This window comes from Kitasatospora sp. NPDC058048, assembly GCF_042885555.1.
GTDB lineage: Bacteria > Actinomycetota > Actinomycetes > Streptomycetales > Streptomycetaceae > Kitasatospora > Kitasatospora lactacystinica.
On the sequence record NZ_JBHVRT010000043.1, the window covers coordinates 1 to 19,255 of the forward strand.

Below are 19,255 nucleotides of genomic sequence, written 5' to 3' on the forward strand. Positions count from 1 at the left end.
TCCACCCCCCCCCCCCCCCCCCCGCGCCCCCCCGCGGCGGGGGGGGCCCCCCCCCGCGGGGCCCCCCCCCCCCCCCCCGGGCCGGTGGAGCGGGCCGGAGCCCGCGGGCTCAGTACTCGGAGCTGGGGGCGGCGGCGAGCGGCCCGAGGTCGGGCCGGTCGCGGAGCTCGATCTCCTCGCCGTGGCCGTCCAGTTCGAGCAGCACGAGCTCGTTGACGCCCGCCCGCCACAGCGGAGCCGGGGCGTAGAGGGTCCGCTGCGGGCCCTGCGCGGAGTAGCGGCCGAGCAGGAAGCCGTTGAGCCAGAGGAGTCCGCGGCCCCAGCCGGGCAGGGCGACGAAGGCGTCGGCGGGCTCGGTGAGCGAGGCCTCGAAGCGGTGGAAGGCCGGGTCCGCGTCGACGGCCGCATCCGCCTCCTCGTAGCGCAGGCGGCCCAGATCGGAGAGCGGCAGGGGGCGGATCTCCCAGTCGAACAGCCGCTGGTGGCCGTGGGAGACGCCGCGGCCGATGCCCTTGCGGTCGTCCAGCAGGGGGCCGTAGTTCACCCGGCCGAGCGCCTCGACCAGGATGTCGAGCACGACGCCCTGCGGCCCGACCTCCAGCGGCAGGGTGTCCGCCGGGGCGTCGCGGTGCAGGACGCCGAGCGGCCGGCCGTCCGCGAACACGTGGGCGCGGTCGCCGATGCCGTCGATGCGCAGCGGCATGGACGGCCGGGGGCCGGAGATCCGGGTGCGGTAGTGGATGAGGCCGAGGGACTGGCCGACCTTCTCCATCGGCTCGGGGACGGGGCGGCGCACCGGCTCGGACAGGGCGTCGAGGTTCGCCAGGAGCCGCGCGGAGGCGGCGCGGCGCCGGACGCGCTGCGGAGCGACGCGCGGGACCGGCCCGGGCAGCTCGCCCTCGGGCAGGGGGAGGTACTTGCCGATGACGGCGCGGAAGGCGTGGAACTTCTCGGTGAGTTCGCCGGCCTCGCCGATCGGGGCGTCGTAGTCGTAGCTGGTGACGGTCGGCTGGTACCCGGTGTCGAACGGACGGGTGCCGGTGTGGTTGGCGCCGGCCCAGAAGCCGAAGTTGGTGCCGCCGTGGGCCATGTAGAGGTTGACGGAGGCCCCGGTGGCGAGGAGCTCGTCCAGTGCCCGGGCGGACTCGGCGGCGTCGCGCACGTGGTGCGGCTCGCCCCAGTGGTCGAACCAGCCGATCCAGAACTCCATGGCCGTCAGCGGGCCCTGGGGCTGGTAGCGCCGCAGCACCTCGAACCGCTCGGCGGGCCGGGAGCCGAAGGTCGCCGTGGCGAGGTGGCCCGGGACGCCGCCGCCCTGCTGCATCGCGTCCTCCGCGCCGTCCGCCGTGAACAGCAGGCAGTCGACGCCGCGTTCGAGCAGGCCGTCGCGCAGGTGGAGGAGGTAGCCGCGGTCGTTGCCGAAACTGCCGTACTCGTTCTCGATCTGCACCGCCACCACCGGGCCGCCCCGGCTCGCCAGCAGCGGCAGGATCTCGGGCACGACGGCGTCGAACCAGCCGTCCACCTCGGTCAGGTAGGCCGGGTCGGCGCAGCGCAGTTGCATCCCGTCGGCGGCGAGCAGTCGGGCGGGCAGGCCGCCGAACTCCCACTCCGCGCAGATGTAGGGGCCGGGCCGCAGGATGACGTCGAGGCCCTGCTGCTGGGCGAGGCGGCTGAAGCGGGCGACGTCGCGCCAGCCGGTGAAGTCGAAGGCGCCGGAGGGCAGCTCGTGGAAGTTCCAGGGGATGTAGGTGTCGACGGTGTTGGCGCCCATCGCGCGCAGCCGGCGCAGGCGGTCCTCCCAGAGGTCGGGATGGACGCGGAAGTAGTGCAGGGCACCGGAGACGACGCGGTGCGGCGCCCCGTCCCGGACGTACCCGGTTTCGTCGTGGTCGAGCATCAGGGGCCAGCTTTCGGAGGGCTGCGGGAGGGGAGGCAGGGTGGCTGCCACGATGATCGAGCGTACCCAGTTCGGGGGCACTTGGAAAGCGCTTTCCCTGAAGGCTTGCCGGTTGCACGCGGGGGTGGGTGCGGGGAAGGGGCGGGCGGGGCCGGGGTCACTCCTCGAAGGTGAGCAGGGTCGCCACCGTGTTGCCCTCGGCGTCCAGGCACGCGGTCGTGTTCGACCCGTCCGGGTTCGCCAGGAGCGGTGCAGGCCGGTGCGGGCCGGGGCGATCCGGACCGCCACCCGCGGCCCGCCCGCCGCCCAGGGTGGAGGCGGGCCCGTCCGAGCGGCGGGTCCGCCCGGCGTGGCGGCTCCGACCTGCGGTTGAGCGGGCTACGCCGCGGGCAGGACGCGCCGGTGCCGGTGGCGCACCTAACGTGGCGTCATGTCGACAACTCCTCGGTGGCGGAGCGCCGCGCTCCTCGCCGTGCCCATCGCCGTCCTCCTCCCGCTGACCGGCCCGCAGGCCGCGTCGGCCGCCTCCCCGACCGCCGCACCGCCTTCCGTCGCCACCTCGTCTCGCCCGCCAGTGCTCGTGCCCGTTCCCGTGGAGGTGGGGGCGGACGTGGGCGTGGGCGTCGGCGCGGGCGCGGACCTGGGCCCGGACGCGCAGGCGGGCGTGGACGCGAAGGCCGGGGCGCCGCAGGTGCCCGCGCCCACCACGCACCGGCTGATCGGTGCCGCCTCGGTCCGCCTGGTGGACACCGGTCGGCACGACCCCTGGCGGCCGGACGCCGCCACCCGCGAACTGATGGCCACCCTCTGGTACCCGGCGCAGTCCACGCGCGGCGGGCAACTGCCGTACCTCTCCCCGGAGATGTCCACCGCCCGGTACGGCACTCCGGACCTCAGCGCCGTCGGGACGGGGGTGCGGGTCCGTACGGTGCCCGCGCCCGGGCGGCACCCGCTGGTGGTGCTCTCGCCCGGCTTCGGCTTCGACCGCTCCTCGCTCACCGCCCTCGCCGAGGACCTCGCGGCCCGGGGCTACGCGGTGGCCGCGCTGGACCACACCTACGAGACGGCTGTGCAGTTCCCCGACGGGCGGTTGGAGTCCTGCCTGATCTGCGACAAGGTGGACGACCGGCTGGCGGCCGAGGTCATCCGCAGCCGGGCGAAGGACATCGCTTTCCTGATCGACCGGCTGACCGCGCCCGGTCCGGGGCTCGTCCGCGGGCTGCGGATCGACGCCTCCCGGATCGGCGCGGCCGGCCACTCCATCGGCGGCGCGAGCGCCGTCGAGGCGATGCGGGTGGACGGCCGGATCCGCGCCGCCGCCAACCTGGATGGCGACTTCTTCGCCCCGCTGCCGGCCGAGGGCCTCTCCCGCCCGGTGCTGCTGCTCGGTGCGCAGCGGCACGCCGGCGCGTCCCCGACGGCGAACTGGGACGAGACCTGGCAGCACCTGACCGGCTGGAAGCGTTGGCTGGACCTGCCGGAGGGCGGGCACCTGTCGTTTTGCGACGTGCACTGGCTGGTGGACGCCCTCGGCATCCGTGACCAGGTGCCGGCCGACACCGCTCCGGAGCAGTACGGCAGCATCAAGGGCGCCCGCGCGCTCGCCGCCACCCGGGCGTACCTCGGCGCGTTCTTCGACCGGCACCTGCTCGACCGCCCTGGCCGACTGCTGGACGGGCCGTCGGCGGCCTTCCCGGAGGTCCGCTTCGCCAAGTAGGGCACGGCCCCGACGGGTTGGACCCACGGCGGCCGCCGCCGGCCCGCCGACCCGCCGACCGGGGGTGGGCGGTGGGCCGGGGGCGGCCGCGGGGCCGGTGCGGCCGGGTCAGGCGCGGCAGCGCAGCATCTCCAGTGGCGGGTGTGCGAGGAGGTCCGCCCAGAACTCCCTGCCGAACGCGCGGATTCCGGCCTCGGACACACCCAGCGGCACCCACTCCAGCGCGGTGAACCCAGCCGCCCGCAGGCTCTCCTCGTACACCTCGCGGCGCGGGGCCGCGCCGACGATGCTGATCGGCCGCGGGTCGAGGAGCGCCGTGACCCGCACCCGCGGACCCGTCTCGGTCTCCCCGCCGATCGGCTCGCAGCGGAACCCGTACTCCTCCAGGGACGGGCAGTCGAACCGGTAGTCCGGCTTCTGGGCGAGGACGAAGAGTTCCCCGCCCGGCACCAGGCTCCGGTGGACGGCGCGGCACATCCGCTCCATCGCCGCGATGTCCTCGGCGTAGTTGAGGCACTGCACCGCCAGGGCGATGTCGAACCGCCGGTCGAGCGGGCGCAGTTCGGCCACGTCGCCGACCTCGTAGCGCACGTCCAGCGGGTCGCGCCGCTCGATCGCCCGCGCGGCGGCGATCATCTCGACGGAAATGTCGACGCCGAGGACGTCGGTGGCACCGCGTCGCTTGAACTCCCTGCTGTAGAAGCCGGTGCCGCACGCCAGGTCGAGGATCGACCGGCCACTGACGTCCCCGACCAGGCCGAGGAAGCTCGGCACCTCCCCGTAGCGCGTCAACGGCAGGGCCTTGAACCCCTCGAACGCCTCGCCGATCCCGTCGTACTGCTGCACGCCCATGTGCCGCCCCCTCCGGTGCGTCGTCCTGTCCGTACGGCGTCCCGCGCGCGGCCGAACACGGCCTCCGGGTTCGGAGGCCCCGCCCGGCCGGGCCGCGGTCCCGGCGGAAAGTCTCCTCCGCGCCCGTCCGTGGCCGTACTGGCGGATGACACGAAGAAGTCGGCCGGGCGGCGCGGTTCGCAGGAGCCGACGACCCGGTCCGCCGGGCCGGGTTCGGTCGCTCGACCCCGGACGGCCCACGCAGGGCCTGCCCGACAGTGCCCGTTCACCTGGCCGCCCACTTGATCGCATATTGATAACGGGTCTGGTCCGAAGCGCGCGGCCGAGGTTCCTCGACCCCGTGCGACAGCCGAAAGGAATGACCATGGAACGCAGGACCCTGCTCGGCGCGACCGCCGGGGCACTGGTGCTCGGAGGCCTCGCCCAGGTGACCGCCGAGGCGGAACCCGCCGACGGCGGCGGCCTGGTGAGCACCTTCAACGTCATCAGTGACATTCAGGGCGACCTCGGCGACTTCGCCCAGGCGCTGAAGGACATCCGGGCCACCAACCCGCACTCGTCGGGCCTGGCCGTCGCCGGGGACATCACGCCGCGCGGCTACGACTTCGAGTACGCCGACGTGCGGAAGGTGCTGGAGCAGGGGCCGAAGCCCCGCGAGGTGGCCTGGGCCATCGGCAACCACGAGTTCTACGTCCCCAAGTGGGCCGACCCGGACACGCTCGCCCAGAGCAGCTGGCCCAACGGCACCACCGAGGAGTCCCTCTTCCGCAGCTTCTACCGCTTCGCCGAGCGGTCGACGATCTACGCGGAGACGACCTTCGGCGGCATCCCGGTCCTGACCCTCGGCACCGAGCGCTACATGAAGTACCACGACAACTCGCTGTGGGACGAGGTGTGGATCAGCGACGCGCAGTTCCGGTGGCTGGAGGACCGGCTGCAGTACTGGGCGAGGCGCCGGAAGCCGGTCATGGTGATCACCCACCACCCGCTGCCCGACACCGTCTCCGGCACCCGGAGCAAGATCTACCGGAGCGACTACCTCCAGCCCGACCGCCTCCTCGGCCTCCTCGGGCGCTACCGCGACGTGTTCCTCTTCAGCGGCCACACCCACTGGGACCTGACCCTCTCCGACTGGTACGTGCGCCGCGTCGTGCCGGGCACCGCCAACCTCGACGGCTTCTCGGTGATCAACACCGGCGCGGTGCAGACCGGTTTCGCCGACGACGGGCAGGGCGGCGAGGTCACCGTCCCCGGGCACTTCAACCAGGGGCTCCAGGTGGACGTGTACCGGGACCGGGTCGTCATCAGGGCGCGCGACTTCGCGACGGGCGCCTGGATGAAGCGGATATCCGTGCCGCTGTCCACGCGGATCTGACCCTCGGCCCTTGGGCCCTCGGGCCCAATGAAACTTGCCGCCACGGAAACATTGCCGTGGCGGCAAGTTTGGCCCTACGCTGCTCGCATGGCACCTGCACCTGAGGCCCGTACGACCGGTCGGCCCGGACTCCGCGAGCGCAAGAAGCGGGAGACCCGGGTCGCGCTGAGCCGGGCGGCGATCCGGCTCTGTGTCCTGCACGGCTGGGACGCCGTGACGGTCGATCAGATCGCCGCCGAGGCTGACGTCTCGGTCCGCACCTTCCGCAACTACTTCGCCGGCAAGGCCGAGGCCATCGCCGCCAGCCACCTGGAGCGGATGCTCCGGGTCGCCGACGACCTGCTCGCCCGCCCGGCCGACGAAGCGCTCTGGGACTCGCTGCTCCACGCCGTGCTGGGCCAGTTCGCGCCGCCGGAAGCCTCCGGGGAGGGCAACTCCGCCGCGCAGAGCGAGCGCTGGCGCGAGGGGGTGCGGCTGATGCTGGCCGAACCGGCGCTGGCCGGCGAGATCGTCAAGGCCAACGCCGCCGCCCAGCAGGAGCTGGCCGAGGCCGTCGCGCGGCGCACCGGGACCGACGCCGAACGCGACGTCTACCCGAAACTGGTGGCGGCCGTGGTCGGGGCCGGCAGCGCGGTGGCCGTCGAGCACAGCCTGCGCGCCGACGATCCCGAGCCGCTCGGCACGGTCCTGGCCCAGGTCTTCGAGCAGGTCGCCGCCGGCCTGCCCGTCCCGTGGCGAGCGGCGGCGACCGACTCGCCCGCGGTGCCACCTCTTCCCGTTCGCACCAAGGAGACATGACCGTGACAGCCGACGTGATCATCGTGGGAGGCGGCCCGAACGGGCTGATGCTGGCCTGCGAACTGAGCCTGGCCGGCATTCGCCCGATCGTGCTGGAGCAGCTCCCGCAGCCCAGCACCGAACCCAAGGCCAACGGCCTGCTCGGCCAGGTGGTGCGCCTGGCCGACCACCGCGGCCTGTACGAGCCGCTCAGCGGCAGCTCGGAGCCCCCGCGGCCGAACTCCGCCTACTTCATGTTCGCTGCCATGGGACTCGACCTCGGCCGGTTGGACGCCAGCCCGGTCTTCGGCCTGGCCGCCCCGCAGCACCGCATCGTCGAGGTCCTGGAGGAACGCGCCCGCGCCCTCGGCGTGGACCTGCGGCGCGGGTACCGGGTCGGCGCCGTCGCCCAGGACGAGGAGGCCGTCACCCTGGACGTCACCGGTCCCGACGGCGACCGGCGGATGCGCGCCCGCTGGGTGGTCGGCGCGGACGGCGCGCACAGCGTGATCCGCAAGGGGAGCGGTATCGGGTTCCCCGGAGTCAGCTACGACCGCCGCACCAACCGCACCGTCCACGCCACCGTCCCCACCGACTGGGTCGACCCCGTCAACGGCGCCCTCACCGTCCCCGGCCACGGACCCGTCCTGCCCTTCCTGCCCCACCGCGCCGAACGGGGCGGCTTCTCCTACGCGCCGTTCCCCGGGCAGCCGCCGCTGATCAGCACCACCGAGTGGGACCAGGTCGCGACGGACGAGCCGATGACCCTGGCCGAAATGGAGTCGAGTATCCGCCGGGTCCTCGGCGTCGACCTGCCGCTCGGCCCGCCGGACGGCACCGGCCCGCACGTGCTGCGCCGGCTGACCGGCGGCAACACCCGGGTCGCCGACCGGTTCCGCGACGGCCGGGTCCTCCTGATCGGCGACGCCGCCCACGTCTACACCTCCGGCGGCGGCCCCGGGCTGAACCTCGGCCTCCAGGACGCCGCCAACCTCGGCTGGAAACTCGCCGCCGTGCTGCGCGACACCGCCCCGACCGGCCTGCTCGACAGCTACGACACCGAGCGCCGCCAGGCCGCCCGCCGCATGGTGCTCAACGCCGAGGCGCAGTCCGCGCTCACCGCACCGGGAAGCGACACGACCGCCCTGCGCGAACTCTTCGCCGAACTGCTCACCCACAAGGAGGTCGTCCAGCACCTCGCCGACCTCACCGCGGGCACCGACGTGCGCTACGACATGGGCCTCACCGATCCCCACCCCGCAGTCGGCCGGTTCGCACCGGACCTGGAGCTGACCACCGGGACGGGGAAGACCAGGATCGCCGAACTCGCCCGAAGCGCCCGGCCGTTGCTGATCGACCTGAGCGAGGACCAGTCGCTGGCAGCCGCACTGGCGGAGGACCAGGACGCCGTCGAAGTCGTCATCGCGAAGGACGGCCCGGCCGGCCTCACCGGTCTGCTGATCCGCCCCGACGGCTACGTGGCCTGGGCCGGCGGCTCACCCCGCCCCGACCCGGCCGAACAGGCCGAGCTGCGCACGGCCGTCGGGCGCTGGTTCACGGTCTGAGCAGCCGCGGCCGGGGCCGCCGGGGACGCTCCCGTCGGCCCACAGCGCCCACGGCGCCCACGGGGTCCGTGGGCTCCGGTCCGTGGGCGCGGATGCGTCCGGCCCGAGCGGACACCATCATGGAAGCGCGGCGCTCGCCCTGCGGGTGCCCTGCGCCGCCCGAGCGCGAAGGAGAAGCCATGGCCCCGGCCACCGATGACCCCTGCGCCGGCCTGCGGAACCTGATCGCCGCCTCCCGGGCCGCGCTCGCCCAGGACGCGGCGAGGGTCAGACATCTCCAGAACCAGCTGGACGACCTCAGCAGCCAGCCGGATCCCGATCCGGCGCAGGTCGCCGAGCTGCGGGCGGAGCTGGGCGACGCCCGCGAGAAGGCGGAGGAGGACCAGCAGACCCTGGCGGACCAGCAGGACGACTTCGAAGCCAACTGCTCGGGGGACACCCCGCCCTGACCGCTCCGGCGCGGTAGCGGGAGGCGAGTTCGTCGAAGCCGGTGCCGATCGTGCGCAACCGCTTGCGGCGGGCGAAGCACCGTGCTCAGGAGCTCAGCTGAGCCCGAAGTGAATCCCCTCCCCGGGCTCCCGGATGTCGACCTGGTCGGGGACGTTGTCGAACAGGACGAGCAGCACGTCAGGGGCGGCGGGCGACGGTTGGGGCGACCTGTTCGGTGCGGGCGCCGGGTCCGGCGTGTGGAGGTGCGCCACGCCGTTCGACCAGGCGAACCGGGCCGCGCACGCCACGCCGGAACTGTTCACGACGGGGAGCTCGGACGGGACGTACCTCCCACCGCTCACGACCACCACGGGCCGGCCGTCCCGGTACTCGATCGACAGGGTCGCGATGTCCTCGGGCTCGACCTGGTCGGCCGGGATCAGCGCCGGTTCGGGCGCGGTTGCCCCGGGGGACGGAGACGATCCGAGGTTGGCCATCTGTTCGGGTGACATCTGCACCTTGGCGGGGCCCTTGGCGTTGGGCGTGGACTCGGACATGGCGTCTCCTCACTGAACGGCTCGCTGCCGATGCGCCTGCATCCTTCCATGACGAAGCGTCAGCACATCATCATTGGCGGCCCGTTCCGGACCGGGAGGCGGGGCAGCGGCCGGACGGTGCCGGCGTTCCGACGTGAGGGCCTTCGGCTCGGCACTTTCCCCGCGCCTCTCGCATCCCGCGCGCCCCGGCAGGTGGCCTGCGTTCAAACGGGGCCTCACTCGATCGGGTGAACACCCGCCAGTATTCGGGCGCAGGTGAAAGCGGATGGGTGAATCGTTGCCTCCGCCGGACATGGGCGCGTACCTGCCAGGGGCGCGATCCGCTCCGGAGCATCCGTGTTGTGCAGTGCGAGCGAGGGGAATTCCCGTCATGGCGCCTTCGACCACTCCCGGTCTGGTGTGGGCTTCGCCGTTCGGCCTCGGGGGAGGCACCACGTTCAACCCCGCGGTGGTGCCGAACGCGGACGACCGCCTGTCGGTCTTCGTGCGGGGCAACGGCCCCGACCTGTACGTCAAGTCGCAGCAGCGCGACTGGAGCTGGGAAGCGAACTGGACCCGGATCGCCGGCGCGGTCGGCAAGGTCGCGGGCACGCCCGCCGCGGTGCGCGGCCCCGACGGCATCGTCAACGTGGTCTGGCGCGGCCCCGACGGCGGTGTGTGGGCGCTGCGGCACGACGTGATCAACAGCACCGGCTACGTGGTGTCGCGGATCGCCTCGGACGCGGCATCGGACCCGGCGGCGGTCCTGAACGCGGACGGCCGCGTCTCGGCGTTCTACAACGGCACCGACCGGGCCCTGTGGCACGTCCACCAGACGGCGGTGGACTACGCCTCATGGGAACCGGCCGAGAGCCTGGGCGGCGACACGCTCGCGAACAACGTGCTCGCCCCGGCCGCGGCCCGCGGCGGTGACGGCCGGGTCCAGGTCTTCGTCCACGGCGCGAACGACGAGATCTGGGGCATCAGCGAGCAGGACCCGGACAGCACCGACAACTGGACCAACTACTTCCTCGTCTCGGCACGCAACGCGGGCGTCGTCGGCAGCCCCACCGCCGTCACCGACGCCGACCACCGCATCCGCGTGTTCTGGCGGGCCGGCACCACCGGCTTCCACGCCGTCCAGCCCGCCGGCTACGGCACCTCCTACACCACCCCCGGAACCACTCAGGGCACCATCGTCGAGGCCCCGGTGGCGATCCTGGCGATGGACGGCCGCCTGGAGGTCTTCGTCGTGGCCACCGACCGCAGCCTGTACGTCTGCGAGCAGAAGCAGCCCAACGCCGACGTCTTCGCCGACGCCGCTCCGCTGGGCGGACACGTGGCGGGCCTGCCCGTCCCCGCCAGGTACCACGACAACCGTCTCCTGGTTCCCCACCGCGGCTCCGACAACGGCATCTGGGCCTTCCAGCAGATGTTCACCTGACATCCCGTCGGCAGGGCGGCCCCGGCACTCCGGTGCCGGGGCCGCCCCATCACATCAGGCACCGTCGAAGCGAGCCGACGCAGGCGGGAACAGCCGGCGGCCCGAGCGGCCCCGACCCGGCCGCCGCTGCGCGCAGGTGTCGGGCATCTCGGTCAGCGCCGCTTTCTCGGGCCCGGTCACGGACAGGCCGTGGGCGTGCTCGGTGTCGGTTCAGGTGCCGGCCCCGATGCGCCAGGAGGGTTCGAGGGGGAGCAGGTGGCCCGTCAGGGTGCGGACGTCGGTGGGGACGCCGGCGCGGGCGAGCAGGGCCGGGAGGTGGTGGGTGGTGTAGTCGCGGTGGGCGGCGGGGGTGGTCCAGAGGGTGGTGACGAGGTGGCGTCCGGGGGAGAGGCGGGTGACGGTGCCGCCCAGCATGCCGTCCGCGGCCGCCATGCCCGGCGCCCAGAGCTCGCGCTGGACGTCGAGGAAGTGGCCGGCGCGGCCGGCGCGGAGCCGGCAGTCGGCGGCGCGCAGGACGGTGGCGCGGGCGAGGGCGGCGGGGAGGGAGGGGGCCGCGCCCGGCATGGTGAGGACAACCGGGCCGGTGGCGACCTCGATCCCCGTGCAGCTGGAGCGCTGGTCGGCGTGGGCGGCGGCCCGGTCGTGGCGCTCGCGCATGAAGCGGGCGTACGCGGGTTCGTCGCTCCACAGGGCGAGCAGCAGGGCGCGGTCGGCGCCGGGTTCCCAGCCGCCGGTCTGGCCGACCAGGCCCGGCTGGTCGGAGATCGCCGACCAGCGGCGCTGGCCGGCGGCGAACGCCTCGCGTGCTCCGGGCCGGACCCGGCAGTCGATCCACTTGCCGATCATGCGGGCCATCATGCTGCGGGGAGGCGGCGGAGAGGCAATCGGGCGTTGGTCCCGGGGGCGGTAGGACCAGGGGTGTAGGGCCCGCGCCGGGGGCGGTGTCCGGATGCGGCGTCGACCGAATGGGCTGCTGTCCGGATGCGGTGCTGTCCGGATGTTGCAGAGTCCCGTCATTGCCGCCATCACTGCCGCCGGGCGAGAGTGGGGGCATGAACGACGCACCCCGCCTGCCGCATCTGGTCGTGATCCCGGTGTTCCCCGGAGTGAACGCGCTGGACGTGACCGGGCCCGCCGAGATCCTCGCGCTGGCCGGGCGGCTACTGCCGCCCGGGCGGCCGGGGTACGAGGTGCGGGTGTGCGCGGAGCGGAGCGGGCCGGTGGAGACCTTCTCCGGGGTGCCGCTGTACGTGACCGCCACCCTGGCCGAGCAGCGGGTGCGGCCGGACACGGTGCTGGTGCCGGGGCGGGTGGACCTGGGCCCGGACGGGCCGGTGCCGCGGGTGGACCCGGCGGTGGTCGCCTGGCTGAGGGAGGCCGGGCCGCGGGCCGGGCGGATCGCCTCGGTGTGCGCGGGCGCGCACGTGGCGGCGGCGGCCGGACTGCTGGACGGGCATCGCGCGACCACCCACTGGGCGACCGCCGAGCGGCTGGCCGCTGATTATCCGGCCGTCGAGGTGGACGCCGACCCGGTGTTCATCCGCTCCGGACGGTTGTGGACCAGCGCGGGCCTGACCACCTCCATGGACCTCACCCTCGCCCTGGTCGCCGAGGACCACGGCGACGACCTGGCCCTGCAGATCGCGCGGATCATGGTCATGTACCTCCAACGCCCGGGTGGTCAGAGCCAGTTCAGCGTGCCCTTGGCGCACCGTACGGGCGGCCGGGCGGACCTGGGCGGCCTGCGCCGCTGGATCGCCGAGCACCTGGACGCCGATCTGTCGGTGTCCGTGCTCGCCGGGCGACTCGCCATGAGCGAACGGCATTTCGCCCGGGTCTTCCGTGCGGAGACCGGTGCCACCCCCGGGTCCTACGTGGAGGAGCTGCGCCTGGAGGCGGCCCGCCGGCTGCTGGAGCGCAGCGACCATCCGCTGCCCGGGGTCGCCCGGTCCTGCGGCTTCGGTTCCGTGGAGACCTTGCACCGGGTGTTCAGGGACCGGCTGTCCACCACTCCGGGGGAGTACCGGCGCCGGTTCCGGATCCCGGCGACGGCTGTCTGATCGAACGTGTCTGATCGAACGTCAATTCACCATGAGAGAAGGAATGCTGTGAGGATCAAGGCCACGCACATCGGAACCGCGACGGTCCTGCTGGAGGTCGGCGGCCTGCGGCTGCTGACCGACCCGGTCTTCGATCCGGCCCCCGCCGAGTACCGGCACGACCCGGTGGTCCTGCGCAGCACCCGGGGCCCGGAGGCGGGTGTGCACGAGCTGCCGCCGGTGGACGCCGTACTGCTCAGCCATGACGAGCACCCCGACAACCTGGACGCCACCGGCCGTACCCTGCTCGCCGGGCGCCCGGTGCTGACCACGGTCGGCGGGGCGGCCCGGCTCGGTGGCGGCGCGCTCGGGCTGGCGCCGTGGCAGACCCGGGACCTCACCGTGGACGGCCGCACCCTGCGGGTGACCGGCACGCCCGGTGTGCACGGTCCGGTCGGGGAGGTCACCGGGTTCGTGGTCGAGGTGCCGGGCGAGCCGGAGGCGCTGTACGTCTCGGGCGACACCGTCCACATCCCCGAACTCGACGAGGTGGGGCGGAGGTTCCGGATCGGCACGGCCCTGCTGCACCTCGGCGCCGCCCGGATCGAGGCCTTCGGCGGCGGCGAGCTGATCACCATGGACGCGGCGCAGGCCGCCGCGCTCACCGCCTCGCTCGGAGCCCGCCGGGTCGTGCCCGTCCACTACACCTCGTGGCAGCACTTCACCGAGGGGCGGACGGAGACCGCCGCACGGTTCGCGGCGGCGGGCCTGGCCGACCGGCTGCACTGGCTCACCCCGGGCGTCGCCGAGGTGCTCGACTGACGAGCGGACCGGGTTCAGAACCCCGGATTCAGGGCGCCGGGTCCAGGGCGCCGGGTTCAGAGCGCGGCGACCGGGGGCAGGCGGTCCAGGATGCGTTCCATGCCGCTGGTCCAGTTGGCCTCCAGCGCGGTGACGGCCTGGTCGACGTCGCCTTCCAGCAGGCACTGGGCGATCCGCTCGTGCTCCTCGGCGGCGCGTTCCAGGATCTCGTGGTCGCCGACCACCACCCGCTCGTAGCGGTGCAGGGTGAGTTTCAGCGACTCGATCATCTCGCGCAGCCGGGCGTTGGCGCAGCCGGAGAGCAGCAGGGCATGCCAGGCGTCGTCGTAGCGCTCTATGGTGCCGTGCGGGGCCTGGGGGGCGGAGAAGGCGCGGGCCTCGGCGAGCAGCCTGGGGGCGATCTCGGCCAGGTGGGCCGGGTCGGAGGTGCGCAGGGCCAGTGACTCCAGGGCGATCACGATCGCGGTGAGGTCGAGGAACTCCTGTTTGCCGGTGGGGGCGAAGCGGAAGCCCTTGCCGCGCTCGCTGGTGATGATGCCCTCGCGTTCCAGGCTGATCAGGGCCTCGCGCAGGGGGGTTCGGCTGACGCCCAGTTCCTCGGCGAGCTGGACCTCGTTGATCGACTCGCCGGGGGTGAACCGGCCGCGGCCGAGCTGCTCCAGGAGTTCGTCCTTCACCTGCTCGCGCAGCGGCCGCCGCTCGATCGCCATCAAACGTCCCTTCTTCCTCGGTCCGTAGCGTACCGGCCGGGCGGCGCGTGCCGTCGCCCGGCCGTCGTACGGGGTTGCGGTGCTGTACGGTTCGCGGGCGTCAGGCGGTGCCGGCGCCGTCCACGGCGATGACCGCGCCGCTGACGAAGGCGGCGGCGTCGCTGGCCAGGAAGGCCACGGTCTGGGCGATGTCCCGGGGCTGGCCGATCCGGCCGAGCGGACGGTCGGCGGCGTCGGTGTAGAAGGCGTCCGGGTTCTCGCCCAGCTGGCGGGCCTCCTCGGCGAGCATGCCGGTGTCGGTGTCGCCCGGGCAGACGCAGTTGACCCGGATGTTGTCCGGGCCGTGGTCGATGGCCATCGCCCGGGTCATGTTGACCACGGCGCCCTTGGAGGCGCAGTAGGAGACGGCCCGGCCGCCGCCCCTGATGCCCCAGCCGGAGCCGGTGTTGACGATGCTGCCGCCGCCGTTCGCGGCCATCAGCGGCACCACGAGTCCGCTGAGCAGCATGATCGAGCGGACGTTGACGGCCATCACCAGGTCCCAGTCCTCGTCGCTGATCCCGGTGACGGTGGAGCGGCGGATGATGCCGGCGTTGTTGAACAGGACGTCGACGCCGCCGTGCTGTTCGACGGCGGTGCGCACGGCCTGCTCGCAGTCGGCGCGCCGAGAGACGTCGCAGCGGACGAAGGTGCCGCCGATCTCCTCGGCGGCCCGTTCGCCGCGTTCGGTGTCGAGGTCGGCGAGGACGACGGCCGCGCCGAGTTCGGCGAGCAGGGCGGCGGTGGCCCGGCCGATGCCGGAGGCGGCGCCGGTGACGATCGCGCGCTTGCCGTGCAGGTCGATCATGGGGAACTCCTCTACAGGGGTCAGGCGGAGAGGCGGTACACGGCGCCGGAGCGGCGGCCGGTGATCACCCGGACGTGGCCGGTGAGGGCGTCGTCGAGGTCGGGGTCGCCGGTGTCGAGCAGCAGCGGGCGTCCGGCCAGGGCGGCGAGCTTCGCGTCGGTGGCGAGCACCAGCAGCCTCTCCCGGCCCGCGGCGCGCAGCAGTTCGGGGGTGAGCTGCTGGTTGCCGCGGCCGAGCAGGAAGCCCTGGCCGCCGATCGGGGAGAGGGCGATGTGGGGGGTGGTGGGCAGGGCGCGCAGCTGGTCGGCCCGGGCGTCGCGGATCAGGATCCGGGCGGCGCTGGCGAGGCCGTCGGAGCGGCCGGGCCCGAGGGCGCTGCCGGGGCCGAGCCGCAGCAGGTCGACGCCGGTCAGGCTGGCGCCGGGCGCGCCGAGCGCGGTGGCCACCGCGTGGGTGGTGCTGCCGGGTCCGAGGAGCAGCAGCCCGCCGGGGCCGACCCGTTCGGCGACCTCGGCGGCGAGGCCGGCGGGTGTTCCCGGGTCGGGTCCGGAGCTGCCGGTCTTGCGCTGCTGCACGCGGGCGGGCAGCACCGGGACGGTCAGCCGGCCGTGGAGCCGGGCGGAGACCCGGCCGGCCCGCAGCGCGGCCTCGTCCCGGTCCACCACCTCGGCGTCCTCCAGGCGCACGCCCCGGCCGGTGGCCCAGGCCGCCGCGACCTCGGCGGCGGCCCGGGGGTGGACAGCGAACACGGCGGAGTGCATCTTGACCCCGGCCGGGATGCCGAGCACGGGCAGGCGGGGCTCCGGCCCGAGGGCGTCGAGGACGTCGCGGGCGGTGCCGTCGCCGCCGCAGAACAGCAGCAGTGCGGCGCCGGCCGCGACGAGGGCGCGGACCGCGGCCCGGGTGTCGTCGGCGGTGGTGTCCGCCGTGCCGGGCCGGTGGACGACGCGTGCGGTGCGGCCGGCGGCCCGGGCGGCGTCGGCGCCCATCGCGCCGTCGGCCGTGATCAGTTCCACGTCGGGCGGCAGCCGCCGGAGGGTCAGCGCGGCCCGGGCGACGGCCTGCGGGCGGGCGCCGAGTGCCAGGGCCCGTCGCTGGACCTCGGCGCCGTCGCTGCCCTTGAGCCCGACCCGGCCGCCGAGGCCGGCGACCGGGTTGACCACGAGCCCGATCCGGGCGCTCGGGGCGGAGGTCACGGCTGCTCGCCGAGGACCTTGCGGCGGTAGGCGCGCCAGCTGACCGCCCAGACCGCCGGGTCGTCCAGCGGCTCGTGCCGGATCCGGTGCACGGTGGAGTTGTGCGGCGCGGTGCGGACGGTCTCCGGGTCCTCGTACGCCTCGCGGGCGACCTCGGCGAGGATCGCCGCGTACTCGTCCAGGTCGGCCCGGGAGTAGGACTCGGTGGGCTCCAGGGTCATCGGCTCGGGGACGAGGTACGGGTGGTGGCTGGTCCAGTAGTGGGTGCCGAAGTCGGCGGCGCGGTAGCCGAGGTCCTCGCTGTGCAGGCCGGTGTCCTCGTTGAGCTGCTGCCAGCTGTAGCGGACCTGTTCGACCCGGGGGCGCCCCTCGGCGTAGGGGACGGAGACGCCCCGGATCTGCCGGACCCGGTGCAGCAGGTAGTTGTTGTTGAGGACGGCGGTCTCGGCGGCCTCGCGCAGCCCCTCGGCGCCCAGGGCCGTGATCCAGGCGTAGGCGCGCACCAGGTTCGGGACGACGCCCAGGTAGGGGCGGATCTTGCCGATCGAGTCCGGCCGGTCGTCGTCCAGGACGTACCGCTCGCCGTCGAACTCGACGGTGGGGCGCGGCAGGTAGGGCGCCAGCTCGGCGGTGACTCCGCAGGCGCCGGCGGCCGGGCCGCCGCAGGCGTGCGGGGTGGAGAAGGTCTTGTGAAGGTTGAAGTGGCACAGGTCGAAGCCGGCCTCGCGGGCCCGGGTGATGCCGAGGATGCCGTTGGCGTTGGCCTGGTCGTAGGCGCACAGGCCGCCGGCCTCGTGGACGATCCGGACGAACTCGGCGATCCGGGGGTTGTAGATGCCGGTGTCCTCGGGGTTGGTGATGAGCAGTGCGGCGGTGCGCGGGCCGACGGCGGCGCGCAGCGCCTCGATGTCGGGGTAGCCGTCGGCGTCGGGGTGCAGGGTGATCACCCGGAAGCCGGCGGTCTTGGCGCAGGCGGCGTTGGAGGGGTGGGAGAAGGCGGTGGTGATGATCTCGTCGCGCTGCTCCAGCTCGCCGCGCGCTGCGTGGTGGGCGCGGATCACCGAGACGTTGGTCCAGATCGCCGCCGAGCCCGCGCCGGGCTGGAGGCTGACCCGGTCCATGCCGGAGATCTCCTTGAGCAACTGCTCCAGCCGGTGGACGAGTTCGAGGACGCCCTGGACGGTGGAGGCGTCCTGCGCGGGGTGCAGGGCGGCGATCCGGGGGTCGCGGACGAAGGTGTCGTTGACCTTGGGGCTGTACTTCATGGTGCAGGTGCCCTGGCCGACGTCGACGTTGAGGTCGGCGCCGAGGTTCTCCTGGGAGAGCCGAAGGTAGTGCCGGAGCACCTGCTGCTGGCCGAGTTCGGGCAGAGCGGGCGGCGCGCCGCGGCGCAGGGCGGCGGGCAGCCGTTCGGCGGGGTCGCCGACGGCGGCGGTGACGGCGGGCTCGGGCAGCGGCGGCAGGACGCCGCGCTCGCCGGGCGCGCCGAGCTCGAAGATCAGCTTCTCGTCCCAGCGGGCCTGGTGGAAGCGGCGCACGGCGGGTTTGGGGGCGATCCGCGGGTCCACGGACCCGGTGTTCGGGTGGTTCGTCACTTGACGATCTCCTCAAGCGCGTCGGCGAGGCGGTCGATGTCGGCCCGGGTGTGCAGCTCGGTCACGCAGTAGCGGCCCTCGTGGGGGCCGGCCGGGGTGCCGCCGTGCAGGCCGTGGGCGAGCAGCGCCTCGGAGATCTCGGCGGCGGTGCGCTCGCCGGTGTAGCGGACGGTGAAGTCGGCGAAGTGCACGGCCTGCGGGTCCGCCAGGTCGATGCCGGGGACGAGGGCGAGGCGCCGGCGGGCGTAGGCGGTGTTGGCGAGGATCGTCGCGCCGATCTCCCGCATGCCGTGCGGGCCCATCAGCGCGAGGTAGACCCCGGCGGCGATGCCGTGCAGGGCGGCGGCGGTGCCGACCCACTCCTTGCCCTCCTCGCGCAGCGCGAAGGAGGTGCGCTCGTAGGCGACGTCGCCGAAGCCGTACTCGCCGGGGACGTCGGTGGGGGTGAGCCCGAACAGCCGGCTGGGGTACTCGGCGACCAGGCGTTCGTCGTCGGCACTGCCGATGAAGCCGGCGTTGCCGCCGCCGTAGCCGGGGTGGATGCCGAGCGGCTGGAGGTCTCCGCAGGTGAGGTCGGCGCCGAGTTCGGCGGGCGGGGTGAGCACGCCGAGGCTCAGCGGGTTGACGTGGACGACGGCCAGCGCCCCGGCGCCGTGGGCGAGTTCGATGTACTGCGGCAGCTCGTGGTCGACCAGGCCGTCGTGGTCGGTGAGTTGGGCGTAGACGGCGGCCGCGTCGCCCTCGGCCAGGGCCGACCGGACGGCGGCGGGCTCGGCGGGGACGGGCACCAGCTTGTGGACGCCCCGGACGTAGTCGTGGATCCGGGAGAGCCGGTCCCGGTCGATCGCGCCGACCAGCACCAGCCGGCGCCGCCCGGTGACCCGTCCGGCCATCCGCAGCGCCGTCGCGGCGGCCTGGAAGCCGTCGTACGTCGGCACGTTGACGACGTCGACGGCCAGCAGCTCGGCCATCATCGACTGGTACTCCCACAGCGCCTGGAAGCGGCCGTGGTCCTCGTACGGCTCGCCCGCGTAGGCGGTGAGGAACTCGCTGCGGTTGACGATCTCGTCCACCACGGCGGGCACGTGGTGGCGGTAGCAGCCGGCGCCGAGGAAGCTGCGCCCCGGCGGGACGGCGGTGTTGCGGGAGAGCAGCTCCTCCATGTGGGCGACCAGTCGGGCCTCGGAGCCGAGCGGCTCGGGCAGTCGCAGCGGGCGGTCCAGCCGGAGGGCGGCGGGGATGTCGGCGTAGAACTCCTCGACGTCCTGGGCGCCGACCGCCGCCAGCATCGCTTTCCTCACCTGCGGGGCGGAGTTGGGGATGTACGGGTGGGTTCGGGGGACGCGTGTGCTCATGCTGGCACCTTCCGCGATTTCAGTCACAAGCCTTGACGGGGTTGTGAATGCTGAGTTCTGTATACAGCATTCGGCATTCACCAGTCGGGAGGCAAG

Annotated in this window: 17 protein-coding genes; 8 read left to right on the forward strand and 9 right to left on the reverse strand. The window is 73.9% G+C overall.

Going from position 1 to position 19,255, the window contains the following annotated elements:
* Window positions 1-109 precede the first annotated feature (109 nt).
* Entirely contained in the window at window positions 110-1,951 is a 1,842-nt protein-coding gene (locus ACFVVA_RS33590; RefSeq protein ID WP_387694525.1) for a beta-galactosidase family protein, read from the reverse strand.
* A gap of 379 nt (window positions 1,952-2,330) precedes the next feature.
* Between ACFVVA_RS33590 and ACFVVA_RS33595 the strand changes: the two genes are divergently transcribed.
* The gene (locus tag ACFVVA_RS33595; RefSeq protein ID WP_387694526.1) at window positions 2,331-3,617 is read left to right on the forward strand and encodes an alpha/beta hydrolase family protein; all 1,287 of its coding nucleotides are present in this window, start codon (window positions 2,331-2,333) and stop codon (window positions 3,615-3,617) included.
* 108 nt (window positions 3,618-3,725) lie between these two features.
* Here ACFVVA_RS33595 and ACFVVA_RS33600 read toward each other — a convergent pair whose 3' ends face one another.
* On the reverse strand, window positions 3,726-4,469 hold the full coding sequence (locus ACFVVA_RS33600; RefSeq protein WP_387694527.1) for a class I SAM-dependent methyltransferase: 744 nt from the start codon (window positions 4,467-4,469) through the stop codon (window positions 3,726-3,728).
* 364 nt (window positions 4,470-4,833) lie between these two features.
* Here ACFVVA_RS33600 and ACFVVA_RS33605 point away from each other — a divergent pair, with 364 nt between their 5' ends.
* The 4 genes from ACFVVA_RS33605 (at window position 4,834) to ACFVVA_RS33620 (ending at window position 8,635) form a co-directional block, all read left to right on the forward strand.
* Complete coding sequence (locus ACFVVA_RS33605) at window positions 4,834-5,844, forward strand: metallophosphoesterase family protein (protein ID WP_387694528.1); 1,011 nt, start codon at window positions 4,834-4,836, stop codon at window positions 5,842-5,844.
* An 87-nt stretch (window positions 5,845-5,931) separates the two neighbouring features.
* Window positions 5,932-6,642: a TetR family transcriptional regulator gene (locus tag ACFVVA_RS33610; RefSeq protein WP_387694529.1), complete on the forward strand. Its 711-nt coding sequence runs from the start codon at window positions 5,932-5,934 to the stop codon at window positions 6,640-6,642.
* Window positions 6,639-8,186, forward strand: coding sequence for an FAD-dependent monooxygenase (locus tag ACFVVA_RS33615; RefSeq protein WP_387694530.1), 1,548 nt, complete (start codon window positions 6,639-6,641; stop codon window positions 8,184-8,186). Before ACFVVA_RS33610 ends, ACFVVA_RS33615 begins: the two co-directional genes overlap by 4 nt.
* Window positions 8,187-8,365: 179 nt before the next feature.
* The gene (locus tag ACFVVA_RS33620) at window positions 8,366-8,635 is read left to right on the forward strand and encodes a hypothetical protein (RefSeq protein WP_387694531.1); all 270 of its coding nucleotides are present in this window, start codon (window positions 8,366-8,368) and stop codon (window positions 8,633-8,635) included.
* Between the two features lie 93 nt (window positions 8,636-8,728).
* On the opposite strand, the gene ACFVVA_RS33625 is transcribed toward ACFVVA_RS33620, so the two are convergent.
* Window positions 8,729-9,172, reverse strand: coding sequence for a hypothetical protein (locus ACFVVA_RS33625; RefSeq protein ID WP_387694532.1), 444 nt, complete (start codon window positions 9,170-9,172; stop codon window positions 8,729-8,731).
* A gap of 370 nt (window positions 9,173-9,542) precedes the next feature.
* Between ACFVVA_RS33625 and ACFVVA_RS33630 the strand changes: the two genes are divergently transcribed.
* Entirely contained in the window at window positions 9,543-10,595 is a 1,053-nt protein-coding gene (locus ACFVVA_RS33630; RefSeq protein ID WP_387694533.1) for a hypothetical protein, read from the forward strand.
* 210 nt (window positions 10,596-10,805) lie between these two features.
* Here ACFVVA_RS33630 and ACFVVA_RS33635 read toward each other — a convergent pair whose 3' ends face one another.
* Window positions 10,806-11,441, reverse strand: a complete 636-nt coding sequence (locus ACFVVA_RS33635) for a DUF4937 domain-containing protein (RefSeq protein ID WP_387694534.1) — start codon at window positions 11,439-11,441, stop codon at window positions 10,806-10,808.
* A gap of 206 nt (window positions 11,442-11,647) precedes the next feature.
* Between ACFVVA_RS33635 and ACFVVA_RS33640 the strand changes: the two genes are divergently transcribed.
* The gene (locus ACFVVA_RS33640) at window positions 11,648-12,655 is read left to right on the forward strand and encodes a GlxA family transcriptional regulator (RefSeq protein ID WP_387694535.1); all 1,008 of its coding nucleotides are present in this window, start codon (window positions 11,648-11,650) and stop codon (window positions 12,653-12,655) included.
* Between the two features lie 48 nt (window positions 12,656-12,703).
* On the forward strand, window positions 12,704-13,456 hold the full coding sequence (locus tag ACFVVA_RS33645; RefSeq protein ID WP_387694536.1) for an MBL fold metallo-hydrolase: 753 nt from the start codon (window positions 12,704-12,706) through the stop codon (window positions 13,454-13,456).
* Between the two features lie 56 nt (window positions 13,457-13,512).
* Here the strand turns inward: ACFVVA_RS33645 and ACFVVA_RS33650 are convergent, their stop codons facing one another.
* The 5 genes from ACFVVA_RS33650 to gcvPA form a co-directional block, all read right to left on the reverse strand.
* Window positions 13,513-14,166, reverse strand: a complete 654-nt coding sequence (locus ACFVVA_RS33650) for a GntR family transcriptional regulator (protein ID WP_380548517.1) — start codon at window positions 14,164-14,166, stop codon at window positions 13,513-13,515.
* Window positions 14,167-14,266: 100 nt separating this feature from the next.
* On the reverse strand, window positions 14,267-15,013 hold the full coding sequence (locus ACFVVA_RS33655; protein WP_387694537.1) for an SDR family NAD(P)-dependent oxidoreductase: 747 nt from the start codon (window positions 15,011-15,013) through the stop codon (window positions 14,267-14,269).
* A gap of 20 nt (window positions 15,014-15,033) precedes the next feature.
* Window positions 15,034-16,209, reverse strand: a complete 1,176-nt coding sequence (locus ACFVVA_RS33660) for an ATP-NAD kinase family protein (RefSeq protein WP_387694539.1) — start codon at window positions 16,207-16,209, stop codon at window positions 15,034-15,036.
* A complete protein-coding gene (gene gcvPB, locus ACFVVA_RS33665) occupies window positions 16,206-17,804 on the reverse strand; it encodes an aminomethyl-transferring glycine dehydrogenase subunit GcvPB (protein WP_387694540.1) in 1,599 nt (532 codons plus the stop codon). Before gcvPB ends, ACFVVA_RS33660 begins: the two co-directional genes overlap by 4 nt.
* Window positions 17,801-19,159 (reverse strand): aminomethyl-transferring glycine dehydrogenase subunit GcvPA, encoded by a 1,359-nt coding sequence (gcvPA, locus tag ACFVVA_RS33670; RefSeq protein WP_387694541.1) that lies wholly within the window; start codon window positions 19,157-19,159, stop codon window positions 17,801-17,803. Before gcvPA ends, gcvPB begins: the two co-directional genes overlap by 4 nt.
* Window positions 19,160-19,255 lie beyond the last annotated feature (96 nt).

What these genes read in the sequence shown, in the direction of transcription:
- ACFVVA_RS33595 (WP_387694526.1), top strand. Translation starts at nt 2,331, where the DNA reads ATGTCGACAACTCCTCGGTGGCGGAGCGCCGCGCTCCTCGCCGTGCCC.
- ACFVVA_RS33600 (WP_387694527.1), bottom strand. Translation starts at nt 4,469, where the DNA reads ATGGGCGTGCAGCAGTACGACGGGATCGGCGAGGCGTTCGAGGGGTTC.
- ACFVVA_RS33605 (WP_387694528.1), top strand. Translation starts at nt 4,834, where the DNA reads ATGGAACGCAGGACCCTGCTCGGCGCGACCGCCGGGGCACTGGTGCTC.
- ACFVVA_RS33610 (WP_387694529.1), top strand. Translation starts at nt 5,932, where the DNA reads ATGGCACCTGCACCTGAGGCCCGTACGACCGGTCGGCCCGGACTCCGC.
- ACFVVA_RS33615 (WP_387694530.1), top strand. Translation starts at nt 6,639, where the DNA reads ATGACCGTGACAGCCGACGTGATCATCGTGGGAGGCGGCCCGAACGGG.
- ACFVVA_RS33620 (WP_387694531.1), top strand. Translation starts at nt 8,366, where the DNA reads ATGGCCCCGGCCACCGATGACCCCTGCGCCGGCCTGCGGAACCTGATC.
- ACFVVA_RS33625 (WP_387694532.1), bottom strand. Translation starts at nt 9,172, where the DNA reads ATGTCCGAGTCCACGCCCAACGCCAAGGGCCCCGCCAAGGTGCAGATG.
- ACFVVA_RS33630 (WP_387694533.1), top strand. Translation starts at nt 9,543, where the DNA reads ATGGCGCCTTCGACCACTCCCGGTCTGGTGTGGGCTTCGCCGTTCGGC.
- ACFVVA_RS33635 (WP_387694534.1), bottom strand. Translation starts at nt 11,441, where the DNA reads ATGATCGGCAAGTGGATCGACTGCCGGGTCCGGCCCGGAGCACGCGAG.
- ACFVVA_RS33640 (WP_387694535.1), top strand. Translation starts at nt 11,648, where the DNA reads ATGAACGACGCACCCCGCCTGCCGCATCTGGTCGTGATCCCGGTGTTC.
- ACFVVA_RS33650 (WP_380548517.1), bottom strand. Translation starts at nt 14,166, where the DNA reads ATGGCGATCGAGCGGCGGCCGCTGCGCGAGCAGGTGAAGGACGAACTC.
- ACFVVA_RS33655 (WP_387694537.1), bottom strand. Translation starts at nt 15,013, where the DNA reads ATGATCGACCTGCACGGCAAGCGCGCGATCGTCACCGGCGCCGCCTCC.
- gcvPA (WP_387694541.1), bottom strand. Translation starts at nt 19,159, where the DNA reads ATGAGCACACGCGTCCCCCGAACCCACCCGTACATCCCCAACTCCGCC.